The 13784-nt window shown below is 63.0% G+C and carries 13 protein-coding genes, 1 pseudogene and 1 other annotated feature; of the genes and pseudogenes, 7 read left to right on the forward strand and 7 right to left on the reverse strand.

The window, feature by feature from the left end:
• Window positions 1–103 precede the first annotated feature (103 nt).
• The 5 genes from FOY51_RS15445 (at window position 104) to FOY51_RS15465 (ending at window position 4154) form a co-directional block, all read left to right on the forward strand.
• The gene (locus FOY51_RS15445) at window positions 104–1681 is read left to right on the forward strand and encodes a bifunctional uroporphyrinogen-III C-methyltransferase/uroporphyrinogen-III synthase (RefSeq protein ID WP_149431116.1); all 1578 of its coding nucleotides are present in this window, start codon (window positions 104–106) and stop codon (window positions 1679–1681) included.
• 3 nt (window positions 1682–1684) lie between these two features.
• Complete coding sequence (gene hemB / locus FOY51_RS15450; RefSeq protein WP_149431117.1) at window positions 1685–2671, forward strand: porphobilinogen synthase; 987 nt, start codon at window positions 1685–1687, stop codon at window positions 2669–2671.
• A gap of 274 nt (window positions 2672–2945) precedes the next feature.
• Complete coding sequence (locus FOY51_RS15455) at window positions 2946–3431, forward strand: hypothetical protein (protein ID WP_149431118.1); 486 nt, start codon at window positions 2946–2948, stop codon at window positions 3429–3431.
• Entirely contained in the window at window positions 3424–3909 is a 486-nt protein-coding gene (gene mce1N / locus FOY51_RS15460; RefSeq protein ID WP_149431119.1) for a transport-regulating membrane protein Mce1N, read from the forward strand. The genes FOY51_RS15455 and mce1N overlap by 8 nt, the downstream gene beginning before the upstream one ends.
• Window positions 3906–4154, forward strand: coding sequence for a hypothetical protein (locus FOY51_RS15465; RefSeq protein WP_149431120.1), 249 nt, complete (start codon window positions 3906–3908; stop codon window positions 4152–4154). The genes mce1N and FOY51_RS15465 overlap by 4 nt, the downstream gene beginning before the upstream one ends.
• A 47-nt stretch (window positions 4155–4201) precedes the next feature.
• Here the strand turns inward: FOY51_RS15465 and FOY51_RS15470 are convergent, their stop codons facing one another.
• The 4 genes from FOY51_RS15470 to FOY51_RS15485 form a co-directional block, all read right to left on the reverse strand.
• Complete coding sequence (locus FOY51_RS15470) at window positions 4202–5839, reverse strand: alkaline phosphatase family protein (RefSeq protein WP_149431121.1); 1638 nt, start codon at window positions 5837–5839, stop codon at window positions 4202–4204.
• Window positions 5840–5917: 78 nt separating this feature from the next.
• Window positions 5918–7288 carry a sensor histidine kinase gene (locus tag FOY51_RS15475; protein WP_235916367.1) on the reverse strand — a complete coding sequence of 457 codons (1371 nt, stop codon included), beginning with the start codon at window positions 7286–7288 and terminating at the stop codon, window positions 5918–5920.
• 13 nt (window positions 7289–7301) lie between these two features.
• Window positions 7302–8294 carry a phosphodiester glycosidase family protein gene (locus FOY51_RS15480; protein ID WP_149431122.1) on the reverse strand — a complete coding sequence of 331 codons (993 nt, stop codon included), beginning with the start codon at window positions 8292–8294 and terminating at the stop codon, window positions 7302–7304.
• An 86-nt stretch (window positions 8295–8380) separates the two neighbouring features.
• The gene (locus FOY51_RS15485; protein ID WP_149431123.1) at window positions 8381–8644 is read right to left on the reverse strand and encodes a hypothetical protein; all 264 of its coding nucleotides are present in this window, start codon (window positions 8642–8644) and stop codon (window positions 8381–8383) included.
• Between the two features lie 141 nt (window positions 8645–8785).
• Between FOY51_RS15485 and FOY51_RS15490 the strand changes: the two genes are divergently transcribed.
• Window positions 8786–10021, forward strand: a complete 1236-nt coding sequence (locus FOY51_RS15490; protein WP_149431124.1) for a COG4705 family protein — start codon at window positions 8786–8788, stop codon at window positions 10019–10021.
• 200 nt (window positions 10022–10221) lie between these two features.
• Here FOY51_RS15490 and FOY51_RS27845 read toward each other — a convergent pair whose 3' ends face one another.
• Window positions 10222–10353 carry a hypothetical protein gene (locus FOY51_RS27845; RefSeq protein ID WP_290367895.1) on the reverse strand — a complete coding sequence of 44 codons (132 nt, stop codon included), beginning with the start codon at window positions 10351–10353 and terminating at the stop codon, window positions 10222–10224.
• Window positions 10354–10826: 473 nt separating this feature from the next.
• Here FOY51_RS27845 and FOY51_RS27615 point away from each other — a divergent pair.
• Window positions 10827–11197, forward strand: a pseudogene (locus tag FOY51_RS27615) (transposase family protein); the annotation flags it as partial.
• 113 nt (window positions 11198–11310) lie between these two features.
• Window positions 11311–11425: a sequence feature (AL1L pseudoknot), on the reverse strand.
• Here FOY51_RS27615 and FOY51_RS15495 read toward each other — a convergent pair.
• Together FOY51_RS15495 and FOY51_RS15500 are read right to left on the reverse strand one after the other, a co-directional pair.
• Window positions 11386–11700, reverse strand: coding sequence for a transposase (locus tag FOY51_RS15495; protein WP_149431125.1), 315 nt, complete (start codon window positions 11698–11700; stop codon window positions 11386–11388). (Overlaps the previous feature by 40 nt.)
• A gap of 98 nt (window positions 11701–11798) precedes the next feature.
• A complete protein-coding gene (locus tag FOY51_RS15500; protein WP_149431126.1) occupies window positions 11799–12368 on the reverse strand; it encodes a hypothetical protein in 570 nt (189 codons plus the stop codon).
• Window positions 12369–13784: the final 1416 nt, after the last annotated feature.

Consider the following 13784-nt stretch of genomic DNA (forward strand, 5'->3'; position numbering starts at 1 on the left):
TTCCCTGGCCACCGTGTGACCGAAAAGCCAGCGGCGCCAGACGCCGCCGCACACCGAACCTGAACATGAACGCTCGACACGAAATTGCACTGGAGAACAACCCATGAGCCGAGCCCGTAAGAACAATCCCGGACGGATCCTCTTCGTAGGATCCGGCCCAGGCGATCCGGCACTGCTCACCGTGCGCGCCCGCGAAGTCATTGCCACCGCGACGTTGGCTTTCACCGACCCCGATGTCGACAAGGGTGTCGTCGCGCTCGTCGGGTCGGCGCTGAGCGCGTTGGAGCCATCGCCCGAGGCCGCTTCCGACGAACTGATCACCGAGGTGCGCCCCGCGCTCGGCGAGCCTGCCGAGGTTGCGAAGACCTTGGTCACCGAGGCGAAGAACGGCCACGACGTCGTCCGCATCGTCTCCGGCGACCCGCTGACCACCGATTCGGTGATCGCCGAGGTTACTGCCGTTGCGCGCACGCAGGTGCACTTCGAGGTGCTTCCGGGTCTGCCCGCAGGTTCCGCGGTGCCCAGCTACGCCGGAATGGCGCTGGGTTCGGGCCACACCGAAGCCGACGTGCGTGGTGAAACCGATTGGGCCGCACTGGCCGCCGCCCCGGGCCCGCTGGTCCTGCATGCCACCTCAGGCCACCTGGCCGAGACCGCCAGTGCGCTGGTCGAGCACGGACTCGCTCCGCAGACACCGGTCGCGATCACCGTTCGCGGCACTACGCGTCAGCAGCGCACGGTCGAGGCAACGCTGGCGACGATGAACGACGCGGGTGCAGACCTGCAGGGTTCACTGGTGGTGACCGTCGGCAAGGTGGTCAGCCAGCGCAGCAAGATGTCCTGGTGGGAGTCGCGCGCACTCTACGGCTGGACTGTCCTGGTGCCGCGCACCAAGGATCAGGCGGGTGAGATGAGCGAACGCCTCGTCACCCACGGTGCCATCCCGATCGAGGTGCCGACCATCGCCGTCGAGCCGCCGCGTAGCCCCGCCCAGATGGAGCGGGCCGTGAAGGGCCTCGTCGACGGCCGCTACCAGTGGGTCGTGTTCACCTCGACCAACGCGGTGCGTGCCGTGTGGGAGAAGTTCGAGGAATTCGGACTCGATGCTCGTGCGTTCTCCGGCGTGAAGATCGCGTGTGTCGGTCAGGCCACCGCGGACAAGGTGCGCTCGTTCGGCATCAACCCCGAGTTGGTGCCGTCGGGCGAGCAGTCCAGCCTCGGCCTGCTCGAGGAGTTCGCGCCGTACGACGACGTGTTCGATCCGGTCAACCGAGTTCTGTTGCCGCGCGCGGACATTGCCACCGAGACCCTCGCCGAAGGCCTGCGCGAACGTGGCTGGGAGATCGACGACGTCACCGCGTACCGCACCGTACGGGCCGCGCCGCCGCCGGCAGAGACCCGTGAGATGATCAAGACCGGCGGATTCGACGCGGTGCTGTTCACCTCGTCGTCCACCGTTCGGAACCTGGTCGGTATCGCAGGTAAGCCGCACACGCGCACCATCGTCGCCTGCATCGGTCCGAAGACGGCCGAAACGGCAACGGAGTTCGGCCTGCGCGTCGACGTGCAGCCCGAGACCGCACAGGTCGGACCGCTGGTGGAGGCGCTTGCCGAGCACGCGTGCCGCCTGCGGGCCGAAGGTGCACTCCCGCCGCCGCGGAAGAAGAGCCGCAGGCGTTAGTCGGTGTTCCCAACGCAACGACCACGTCGCCTGCGTCGCACCCCCGCGCTGCGACGACTGGTTGCCGAGACCTCCTTGGCGCCAAGGCATCTCGTGTTGCCGATGTTCGTTGCGGACGGCCTTGCGGAGCCTCGCGAGATCACGTCGATGCCGGGCGTCCACCAGCACACGCTGGATTCGCTGTGCGCTGCCGCGACCGAAGCTGTGCAGGCAGGGGTCGGCGGGTTGATGTTGTTCGGCGTTCCGAAGCCGGCGGACAAAGACGCGCAAGGGTCCGGCGCGTCCGATCCGGACGGCATCCTCAACCGCGGATTGCGTGCGCTGCGTGACGAACTCGGCGATTCGACAGTGTTGATGGCCGATACCTGCCTCGACGAGTTCACCGATCACGGACACTGCGGCGTGCTGGCCACCGACGGTTCGGTCGACAACGACGCGACGCTGACCCGCTACGTGGAAATGGCGCTGACGCAAGCTGATTCGGGTGCCCACCTACTCGGCACCAGCGGTATGATGGACGGTCAGGTCGGCGTGATTCGCGAAGGTCTCGACGCGGCGGGTCATCTGGACACCGGAATCTTCGCTTACGCCACCAAATACGCGTCGGCCTTCTACGGCCCGTTCCGCGAGGCTGTCGGGTCGTCCTTGAAGGGCGATCGTCGCACCTACCAACAGGATTCGGCGAACCGTCGAGAATCCATCCGCGAAGTCGATCTCGACATCGCCGAGGGTGCCGACATGGTGATGGTGAAGCCGGCCATGTCCTACCTCGACATTCTGCGCGAGGTTGCCGACGTGACATCGGTACCGGTTGGCGCATACCAGATTTCGGGTGAGTACGCGATGATCACCGCTGCCGCGCAGAACGGCTGGATCGATCGCGACGCCGCAATTCTGGAGTCGTTGACCAGCATTCGTCGTGCGGGTGCCGATGTGGTGCTGACGTACTGGGCGACCGAGGTCGCGGGCTGGCTGTCCCAGTCGAGGTGAACTCTCGGTGAATTCGCAGCACCTTTTCAGGTTTATTTCTATGTCTGTCAGGTGAATTGGCGCCGAACACGCCGACATGTATTGTGAGTGCTGTCACAAGGTATGTGGGATCTCGGAGGGCTCGTCGAAATGCGTGTAGTGATCGAGCAGACCAACAGCTTGCGTCGCGAGTTGGTCATCCTCGGACTGCTCCTGTTGTTCGCCATCGTCACGGTCGTCGTGCTGCTGGTGCCCGGGATCATCAACTGACCTGCGGATAGCGCAGGATGGTGGGGTGCTTACCCGTCCCAAGACCGTTTCGGTTGCCTACTGGCTGTGGCTAGCGGCGTCGGTGATTCTCGTTCTCTTCGGCTTGCTCGCTCTCACGTCGTCGGGCGACGCCATCCGGCAGCAACTCGTCGACAACGGTGTGAAACCCGATAACACGGACAGTTTTCTGGTGCTGTTGCGGGGCGTTGGCGTCGGATCGTTGATCGTCGGAATCGTGACCGGGTTGCTGTCGGGGCCTGTGCGTTCGGGCGATCCGCGCTTTCGTCGAGCGTTGGTGACTTTGTCCGGCGTATTCGCCCTTCTGCAGATCGCGGCCGTGCTGCTGGGACTGAGCCCCGCGTTCCTACTGATCGTGCCGCTGCTGCTGGTGAGTGCGGGCATCTTGGTCTTTCGCCAATCCTCTGCGCTGTGGTTCGAAAAGCCGGGGTTCGAAAAGCCGGGGTTCGAAAAGCCGGGGTTCGACAATAGGGGGTCGGCTGCCGATGACTGACACGTTGTTTGCCGAGTCGGGCGCCCGCTGGCGGACGATCGCGTACGGTCCGCTGTTCTGCCTTGCTGTGGCGTTCTACGAAATCGTCGCAGGTGGCGGTGTGCACTGGGTTGCGCTGGCCATCGCGGCGGTCATCATGGCGACGGTGGTGTGGGTACAGGTACTCGGTGGCAGGCGCTATGTCAGCGTCGAGTTGACGCCGACCACGTTGCGTAACGGTCCCGAAGAACTCGATCTCGCTGACATCGACCACGTTTTTCCGGAGCGCGACAAGGACTCGTGGGACGACGAACTGTGGGAGGTGGCGCGAGCGATGGGTGAGCTGTCCGACGTCCCGCGCGGGCGCACCGGGATCGGCCTGCGGCTGCGCAGTGGAGTGTTGCTGCGAACATGGGCCAAGAACGACAAGGGGTTGCGGGCGGCGTTGCTGACTGCGCGACCCGACCTTGCCGACGAATCGGAAAGTGAGCCGAAGTGAGTAGAGCGATCGCTGTGTTCGCCGAACTACCTGTCGCGCTGATCGGGATCTTCGCGGCCATATGGTCGTGGAATCACGGTGTGCGAACCACGTCGTTCGGCCCGGCTATCGACGGCGCGCCTGCCACGGCAGGAACGCTGTACGACGGCTCGTGGATCGCACTTGCCTTTCTGCTTGTCACGATCGCAGCGGTCCTGCTCGTCGATACGGCTCGGCGATTGGCGCCGCACGGCGAGCCGGCTTGAGTAGGCGCTTATCGGTTCGGCAACCCAACTCGGTTCGGCAACCCAGCTCAGTTCGGCAAAACAGCGGTGTGCTCGGCAGCCACAGCCTGTAGATCGTCAGGGTTCAAGCCAAGACGCTGCAGAACGGTCGGCGCGATCTGGGCGGTGGCCACGTCGGCGTCGATCACGGTGTGTCCGCCGGTGGCTCCTGCAACGACGAGCGGAACGTTGCGATCATCGGCGGCGACGCCACCGTGCTCGGCGATCTTCGACTTGCCTGCCGTGAAGACGGTGCCCGGCTGGGTGGTCGCGTAGATGTCCGGCACCCGCGAATCGCCCGGCTTGGTTCCGAAGTAGCCGGCTGCGTCGGTACCCGCGTACACCTGGTCGAGGCCGGATGCGTGGAATGGCTTGGGGTTTCCTGCGATGTCGGTTCCGTTGCCGCTCTGTCCGAGCAGGTAGTTCTTAGCGAAGGTCGCCGCATCAGCCGAGCGGTCCGAGAGCCACATGATCATGGCGTCGTCGTCGACGGAATGGGTGATGAGTTCCTTGTTGTCCGGGTGGGTGGCCGCCCATGCCGCGTTGAGCCCGTCGATGATCTTGCCGTCGTCTATGCGGTTCAGCGTGTCGGGCTTCATCGGCCCCTGCCCGTGCTTGGCGGAGACGATGATCGTCGTGTTGTCCGACTGTCCCTTCGCTTTCAACTCGTCGACGAACCGCCCGACCTGCTTGTCGACGAAATCCAGCGCGGAGGCAAGGACCGGTCCGGGCGTCACGCCGTCCGCTTCGTACCCACCTGTCTTGCCGCCGGACGTCGGCAGCTTCTCGGCAGTCGACACGGACTGGAAGTTCATCCCGAAGATCGCAGGGACGCCCACGTCGTTGCGGCTGGAATGGTCTTTGCCGTCGATCTGGTGGACAACAGCGTCTGCCTTGTAGGTGTCGTATCGCTGGGTCAGCGCGTTGTCGCTGGTCCAGTCCTTGCCATCCTTGGTGCCGTCGGTCGCACTGTTGATCTCCGGTGTGAAGAGGTCGTCGATGCTGGTGCCGCCGGGACCGTTGAGGATGGCGTACGCGGGATGCTTGTCCGACCACGCTGTGCGCAGGCCTGCCTTGTGGGCAACGGAGAAGATCGTGTTGACCTGCAAGTAGTTTCCGGGTTCGACGGGCTTGCATGTTTTCGGATCGACGGGCAGGTTTGCGCTGTCGATCACCTTGGTCGGGTCGCCGGTCATGTCGATGACGCCGTCGGGAAGGTTGGGCAGCCCTTCACCCGCGTCGATGTGCGACTTGTCCTTGTCGAGGTCCTCGGTCAGCTCCACCGCGGCACCGGGGGCCACCCCGGCGCAGTTGGTGGTGCCTGCCTTCAGCAGGTCGTGGTTGAAGGTGTCGTCGTAGTAGATACCGGTGGTCTTCGGCGTTCCGCCGGTCACCTGAGCGACCATGCCCGGGAACGAGTCCGACGGAATGGTGGTCTGCGCGTGCGTGTACTGGGTGCCCGAACCGACCAGCTTGGCCAGTGCCGACTGGGGATGCGAGGTGATGTACCCGGCGAGGTCGGACTCGTGCATCCCGTCGATCGACAGCAGCAGCACGTGCTTGCCGTTGGCGGTCGGCGTGGTGGCGTCGCTGCCGCAGCCGGTGGCGAGAAGCACGCAGGCACTGCACAGGACGGCGGCGGCAAGGCCGCGGTGATCGCGAGTCATGCTCGGATCAAAGGCCTGCAAGGTGAACGACGGCGAAATCGAGTCTGAAGATCTGAATCGGACACCGTGACGTTTCGATCAGTGCTGCTCCCAGGGCAGGCGTACCTCGAATCGGCTGCCACCGCCGGCGCGCTCGACCACTCGGACGGTCCCGTGATGTGCGAGGACGATTTCCGTCACGATCGCGAGACCCAAACCGGCTCCGCCCGATTCGCGCGTTCGCGGCGAATCCAATCGGACGAACCGGTCGAAGACGCGGTCGCGTTCCGCGGCCGGGATACCCGGCCCGTCGTCCTCGACCACGATCAGTGCGACGCCGCCGGCCGTCCCGCACTCCAGGTGAATCTCGCTGCGCGCGTGGCGAAGCGCGTTGTCGACCAGGTTGCGAACCACCCTCGCAAGCGCCCGCGGATCGCCGGTGACCCGGACCGGAACTATTGCCGTCGTGACGGCGAGGCTCGAAACATTGGGAATGCGAGCACCTTCCAGATACAGAATGTCGTCGATGTCGACGTCTGTGGTCGGCAGCGGTGACGTGTGCTCGTCGGCGCGGGCAAGGATGAGCAGGTCCTCGATCAGTTGACGCATGCGGCGGGCCTCGGGGAGGAGGGACTCGTCGATCAGAGCGCCGTCGAGCAGTTCTGGCCGCGTTTCTGCGAATTCGAGCGCGGTTGTGATGGTGGCCAGCGGGCTTCGCAACTCGTGCGACGCGTCGCTGACAAACCGTTGTTGCGCGCGCTGCCCGGATTCCAGGCGCGCCAACATGTCGTTCATGGTGACAGCGAGGCGGGTGATCTCGTCGCGCGTCTCGGGTACCGGAATGCGTTCGGCCAGTTGGCTACTCGAGATCGATGCGACTCGCGCTCGCATCCGTTCGACCGGCCGTAGCGCAATGCCCACCAGCCGGTAGGTTGCGACCGCGACCAACGCAACCACGACGGGTCCGGCCACCGCGAGAAGCAATGCGACGGTGGTGACGACGTTTTCGACCGGCTCGCGATCCGCGCCCACCAAAACGGTGACCGGTCCGTTGCGTGACTGTACGCCGCGACCGGTGACCCAGAAGTCGTCCGCATCGGTGAGCTCGACTCGGCCGAGAAATTGCGACTGCGATGGCGCCAGCAGTGTCGCAACGATCGGGGTGGTCTCCCCACCGGCGGATTCGTTGACCACTTTGTTGTTCGAGTCCACCACCTGCACGATCCCCACTTGACCGTCGGTGGCGAACAGTGACCGGTCCAGTTCTTCGGCGGGGTCGTTGACGAGCTGCTCCACCACTTGCTGGGCCCTGCCGTCTGCCGCGGTCCGTGCCGATGTCTCCAGCGAGCGGTAGAGCATGAACAGCAGAGCGCCGCCCGCGATGGCCAGGCAAAGGCCGACAACCAGCGCCGACGCGACCGCGGACCGCATCCGGACGTTCCACCGACCGGGATGTATCGGGTTGGTCATGGACACCAGAGTGTCATCGGGCGCGGCGCGGCGCGAGCGTGACGTAGAAGAAGTCGCGACGATCCTCGTTGAGGTAGCGATCAGGCCTTTTCTGAACGCCGGGGAGAAGTGATGTGGGAGAAAGCTTTCCGTCGCCGCCGACAGTCCAGGAGCTGAAAGCGGTCAGGCCGCTGTGGATGTCGAGTTCCATCCCGCGCACGGCACCGGCGTCGGCAAGCGATTGTGCCAGCGTGGTGAGGTTGACGTTGGCGCCCGCAATGTAGATCAGATCGCCGTTGGCTTTGGTGCCCAACGCCGATCGCTCGGTGTACTGGAGTTGATTCTTCGCATTGCCCCAACTGGAATCGCGGTTGCGGGAAAGGCCGGATACCGGTGCGCCGTGGTCGACGATCAGCGCCAGGTTCTGTCGAACAGCAACGATGTGCGGGTTCATCACGACATCGCGGCCCCATTGTTCGACGGTCAAGTGACCGGTGTCGTCGATGACGGCCGACGCTTGGCCGTCGACGAGGGCGCGACCGAGCGTCCGATCCGAGTAGAAGCCGCCTGCCGTGTCGTTCATCTTGAAGCCGGAATTGAACGTGGCAACGAGGTTCGCGAAGTCGGAATCGGGAACGCGCGCAAGTGTTGTCGTCGATGTCTGTGGCTGTGTGGTTCCCGCCATCAGGTGCGCCACAACGCCGATCATCGGTATGACGGCGACGCCGATGACCGTTGCGCGGTGCTGCGGGTCCGGTTGATAGAGCGTGGTGAAGCTGTGCACGGTTCCGTCGCTACCGGTGCGCCCACGCACCCACGCTCGCTTGGCATGTCCCATCAGGCCGGTGGAGTCGAGCGCACGCTTCAGGTCCGGTGCAATGGTGCGTGGCGGTCGTGCGTATCGCCAGTTCTCGTAGGCATCGACGAGCGGTGCTCCGCCGTGATCACGGAGCCATGTTGCGGTCTTGTCGGTCCAGGTAGCGTAGCCCGGCGCGAACACGGCGGAGGCGTAGGAATAGCTGCACACGACAAGCGAACTCGCGAGTGCGACGGCGAGTGCTGTCGCCCAGATCCGGCGCGACCGCCGCAGCGCGGGGCTGCGGCGGTTGATGGTCAGCGCCCAGTATCCGGGGTGCCGACTGAGTCGGGTTGGTCCGGACTGTCGACTGCGTCGGGTTGATCGGGAGTGTCGCCAGGTTCGGGGACATCGACCGCACCCTGGTGGTCCGGGGTGTCGCCAGGTTCGGGGGTGTCGACCACCGCAGTAGGTGCCGGGGCAGAGTGGTCGAGTGCGTGCGCTGTAGCGATACCGCCGCCGATCGATCCCGCGACGATCACCACGGCAGCAACAGAGACGATCTTCTTCTTCAGTTTCATGACTGTCCTCCTTGGCCTGCGCCGGTCCGGTGTGGATCGGCAATCTCGACTGTTCGCCGACGGTGCTGAAGGACCGCTGAACGGCGCTGAGAACCTACGTCTCAGCGTTGTTTCAGCTGCGGTTTCCTAATCTCGGCCACTATGACCGAAACAGAGAAGGCGGATATCCCAACGCGACAGCGTGTGTTGGCCAGCAAGGTTCCAGAGATCACGGTGTGGTTCTGGGTAATCAAGATTCTGTGCACCACCGTGGGTGAAAGCTTCGCCGACTGGATAAACATGACGTTGGGTGTGGGTCTCGGTGCGACCGCCGTCGGTTTCACGGTCGTGCTTGCCGTGGTTCTGGGGTGGCAGTTACGTCTCACGCACTACGTACCGTTCGCGTATTGGCTGACGGTCGTCGTGCTGAGCGTGACCGGCACCCTCTACACCGACATACTCACCGACAATCTGGGTGTCTCGCTCGCCGTGAGTACCGGAGTGTTCACAGCGATCCTTGCCGTCGTCTTCGGTGTCTGGTATGCCCGTGAGCGCACGCTGTCGATTCACAGCATCGTCACGCTTCCGCGAGAGTTGTTCTACTGGATCGCAATCCTGGTCACCTTCGCCCTGGGCACAGCAGCCGGTGATTGGACGCTGACTCTGACCGGATGGGGACCCGGGACGTCGGTGCTGTTGCCGGCTGGGCTCATCGTGTCGATCGTGATCGGGTGGCGGCTGGGTGCCAATGCGGTGCTGTCGTTCTGGCTCGCGTACATCCTGACCCGGCCGCTGGGCGCGAACCTCGGCGACTGGTTCGCTTCTCCCACTGCGGATCACGGTCTCGGTGTGGGTACCGCACTCACCAGCGTGATCTTTCTCGTCGCAATCTTCGCGACGGTCGGGTACCTAACATTCAGCCGGAGTGACGTCATCGAGAAGTCCGAGCCGACTGCGCCAGCCTCGCTGAACCGCGAGCGAATCATGCTCGGCTATTTTGCGGCGGTCGCCGTCGGTACTGCCGCGCTGCTGATTTCGGCGTCGGAGCAGCCGCACGCCACGGTGGCGAGCGAGGAGGACAGCAGCACGCCTGCGACGCTCGCTCCAGGCCAGGTGACCGCACATTTCCCCGCCCAGATGCTTGCAAGGTTCCGAACCATTGCCGCAGAGACACTTTCGAAGGTGCAGGCCGGTGATCACGGTGCCGCGTCAGCACGAGTCAAGGATCTCGAAACCGCGTGGGACGACGACGAGGCAACGCTGCGGCCGATGGACGAAGAGGCCTGGCATGCGCTCGACAGTCGTATCGATGGGGTGCTTAGTGCAGTGCGGGCCGCCACTCCCGTGCAAGCGACAGAGGAGCAGAACCTCTCCGCACTGCTGGCCGACCTTCAATGACCCGCGGCCTCGATGCGGCGCATGTGGGTGTGGTCGTGATCGTCACGGTCCTTGGTGTCGCCACTGTGTGGTGTTGGCGCGACGTTATTGGTGCCGGTTGATGCTGGCTGTGGCAATCGCGCTGTCGTGGTGGCTGATTGGTTGCGTTTCCTCCCGGTTTCCGGGAGGAATGTCACGCGATCGTCGTGGCCGGGTGTGGGTTAGAAGGGTGGTGGGGCGAGGGTGTCGCGGGCGGTGGTGATGGCGCGGTGTTGATCGTGGTGGTCGCGTAGGTATTGCAGGGCGGGGTTGTTCGCGGTGTCGATCAGGGTGGGTGGGTCGAGGGTGCTCATGTGTCGTTCCCACCAGGTGGGTTCGTAGAGCAGTTCGACGGCGTCGTGGTCGGTGATGGGGTCGGTGGGTGGGTGCGGTGCTGTTGGGTGTTGTGGCTTCGGTGGTGGTTCGGGTTTCCCGATCAACGTGCGGGTGGTGGGGATGGTGATTCTGGTGATACCGGTGCGGCTGGTCCAGCGCAGGGCTCCGCCAGGTAGCTGGGTGCAGGTCCAGCGGCGTTTGGTTTTCAGTTGGTGGTGTTTCTTGCAGAGGGGTTGCAGGTTACTTACAAATTCTTAACAACACCGCACGCGACTTGACCGGCGGCCGCTCGGGCTAAGCGAATGCCCACGCACCTGGCTAACTGGTACGCAAGCCACCACAAGCGATGCTATTGCGAGCTCACGAACCTTTACCGGCTCTTCCGACTTGGTGGGGGTCTGGTGCGACCGATCAGATTCGTGTCGGTGACTGATTGAGGGCTCGCGCCCTTGTGAACTGGGTGTTCTTCACGCATCCAGCAACAACAAGGGCGCGAGCATGCCCAACAGTAGTTCAGCCCTGTTCGGACTCGACGGCATCGTCGTTGAATCCGTCCGGATTAGTCCCGACGGCACCCGCACGGTCGCGGTGACCACCGCACCTCAGTGGGTGGGAGTGTGCGCGTCATGCACGGCGGTGTCCACGCGGTCGAAGGTTGGGTGACCACGACACCACGCGACACCAAGATCGGACCGGACCGCCCCGATGTTCTGTGGCGAAAGCGTAAATGGTTGTGCACCAACATCTCCTGCGAGTCGAAAGTCGTTCACCGAAGCGGTGCCCGAGATCCCGCCACGCGCTCGGATGACGATACGAGCGAAGGTAGTTCGCCTCGTGCACCCGGGCGATCTCCGATTTCAGCTCTTCGTCCGGAATCGCGCGTTTGGAGGGCAGCCGGTTGCGGCCGTCGTAGTAGGTGCTCGACGAGACCTTGCAGCCGTGCTCGGTGAGCACCCTGCAGATCGGCTCGACGCCGAACTCCTGTTTGTGACTGTCGATGTATCCGATGATCACTTGCGTTGGCGGTCGAGCTCCGCCGCGAAGAAAGTCGAGGCAGACTTCAGAATGTCGTTGGCCCGCTTGAGCTCTCGGTTCTCAGCCCGCAACTTCCGTAACTCGGCCGCGGCATCGGTACTCACGCCCGCGCGCTGTCCCGAATAGACCTGGCCTCTGCGGATCCAGTTGTGCAGTGTCTGAGCTGTTCTGATGCCGAGCTTGCCGGCGACGGACTCGATAGCCGCCCATTCCGAACTGTGCTCGTGACGGATCTCGGCAACCATCCGCACTGCCCGCTCACGCAGCTCCGGCGGATACCTCTTCGACATCCCTGATGACGTGACTCCATCCTTCCCAAAGAATGAAGTCTCCGGACATGCCGGGGCGGTTCAATCTTCGCGAGACGGCAATAAGGATAGATGCGTTTTCAAACTCGTCCGTCCCATACCGTCTCGGGTACTGATGTGAGGTGTTTTCCTTCGTATTCGGACAAGGCCTCAAGCGTATCAACGATGAGCGCGGTATCCACCTTCTTTCCCGACTCGGCGCGCATTCGCGCGCGCATCAACTGCAGCGGAAGTCCGCGCCAGAGCTGTGTGGCGTGTTCCCAGTGCTCTCTTTCGCTCACACCGAGCAACTCGGAGTCGTGACCTGCGCTCCACACCAGTAGTTCACGCTGCCGTAGCGCTTGCCAAAGATCGTCAACTTGAAGGAAATCAGTTGCCTTACTGGCAACTTCGAAGTGGCGGGCCAGGGTCATCATTGCATCAGCGCCTGACATGCGGCCTACCGGAAGCGGTGCGTGCGCCAATGCGGCACCGAACTCGAGCCAGCGGTAAGTCACGCCAATGGTGGCCTCGTTGGACCCGACCATCGCCTCTTCGCGCAGACGCAGAACCGTCGCGTCGGTTTCAAGGCTTTTCGACCAAGCACTTAGGTCTGCCTCGGAGTCTACTGGAATGCATTGGCCTCTTTGAGGTCCAAGTTCGGTAGTCATAGTCAACGGGTCCTCGATCACCCAGCCCTCGGGGTGACCCACAACAGTCATCCAATGAGGTCCGTGCCATCTCCGATATCCGCGTTGCCACGGCAGATTAAAGATATCTGCAAGTATTACAACGCAGCCGTGCAAGGATACCTGCTCACTGAGTGCTAGTCGTGTCAATTCCCAAGACTCGCTTCCTCTAACGCGCAGACCTAACGCCGGAACAGGGGGCACGGTATGATGCTCGAACAACAGCACATCGCCGACTGGACTAACGGACAAAGTCGGCCCCCCTACCAATAGCGGCCGCCACCAGCGCTCTTCACCCCAGACGAGCAGAGCCCTAGCCAGAGCTGAGGTAAAACAGCTCAGCTTATCGCCGTTTGCAAACAGTGGCGTTGTCAATGTAGCCAGCCTTTCTGAACGTTGGGGTATTTTACTGGACGAATCTACTTGCCAGGCTCTCATGATGATTTTTTGGGGTGTGGCGGTTGGGCGCAACGTCCTGTCTGCCTTGAGGAACCCCGCGGATTTCGGACAGTGAAAGTTCGGTTTGTTGCGACGCTTAGTTCTGCTCGAACCAGTCAGGCTCTATCTCAGTGATGTCTGATATCCAATTAAGGAGTGAAGTCTGATGTAATTTTATTCGAAATGCGGTATAGCGACTTGTTCTTATTTGCTTGCTTCCGCGTCGGGCAATTCGTGCAATATACCCGTTCGTTCTTCAATGTTTCGGTAAACTATTCGGCCCACGAATTGTCGTAAGATTTTCAAGTGCGTCCGACGGGCCGGAGAATGTGTAATTCGGCTGCCACCGCCGCGAATTCGCTCGATATATACTGCGCCCGCGGTCGCTGTGGAATACGGTCACCCTGGCCGTAATTTCGCAGTTACAGGCCGCCGTGCGCAGCCAGGGTTCCGCCGTTGTCGATTAACAGGCTCGTGAGCTGGGAGTTTGTGGACTCTTGAAGAGTTTCAGAGCGTTGTGCCCGGTCAATGCGGCGGTTCGGTAGGCCTCAGCGATCTTGTCGGCACCGGCAAAGAGCGGTGCAGATTCACAGCAGTGCTTCTGAGCGCGGCCTCGCCTGGGGTGCCTGTGCCGGGGTGGTGGATCGTGGAGCGATCCTCGTAGTAGCTGACATCTGTCCGTGGCCATGGAAAAGTACCCACTGGTGGCCAATTTGAGGTCCCCGGTGGTGGCCAGTTAGAAGTCCCCACCCCTTGCTCGTCGTGTCGATCAGGAACTTTCGGCCTGGGCGGTGACGGTGAAGGTGCCAACCAGTCACCTCACCGCCCAGGGAGTTCCATTGAAGAGATTTATGCCCCTGTCGGGGCGCTCGCGGGTGGTTGAAACTGGTGGTGCGTCACCGCTGACGTCGGTGCAGATTGGCATCTTCAAGTCCGTATTGAAGAGTGACGCTGGAGTCC

The organism is Antrihabitans cavernicola (genome assembly GCF_008297975.1).
Classification (GTDB): Bacteria; Actinomycetota; Actinomycetes; order Mycobacteriales; family Mycobacteriaceae; genus Antrihabitans; species Antrihabitans cavernicola.

Excerpts from the sequence above, each read along its gene's own strand:
- FOY51_RS15445 (WP_149431116.1), top strand. The coding sequence starts at position 104 with ATGAGCCGAGCCCGTAAGAACAATCCCGGACGGATCCTCTTCGTAGGA.
- FOY51_RS15500 (WP_149431126.1), bottom strand. The coding sequence starts at position 12,368 with ATGACTACCGAACTTGGACCTCAAAGAGGCCAATGCATTCCAGTAGAC.
- FOY51_RS27845 (WP_290367895.1), bottom strand. The coding sequence starts at position 10,353 with ATGAGCACCCTCGACCCACCCACCCTGATCGACACCGCGAACAACCCC.
- FOY51_RS15495 (WP_149431125.1), bottom strand. The coding sequence starts at position 11,700 with ATGTCGAAGAGGTATCCGCCGGAGCTGCGTGAGCGGGCAGTGCGGATG.
- FOY51_RS15490 (WP_149431124.1), top strand. The coding sequence starts at position 8,786 with ATGACCGAAACAGAGAAGGCGGATATCCCAACGCGACAGCGTGTGTTG.
- mce1N (WP_149431119.1), top strand. The coding sequence starts at position 3,424 with ATGACTGACACGTTGTTTGCCGAGTCGGGCGCCCGCTGGCGGACGATC.
- FOY51_RS15470 (WP_149431121.1), bottom strand. The coding sequence starts at position 5,839 with ATGACTCGCGATCACCGCGGCCTTGCCGCCGCCGTCCTGTGCAGTGCC.
- FOY51_RS15485 (WP_149431123.1), bottom strand. The coding sequence starts at position 8,644 with ATGAAACTGAAGAAGAAGATCGTCTCTGTTGCTGCCGTGGTGATCGTC.
- FOY51_RS15475 (WP_235916367.1), bottom strand. The coding sequence starts at position 7,288 with ATGACCAACCCGATACATCCCGGTCGGTGGAACGTCCGGATGCGGTCC.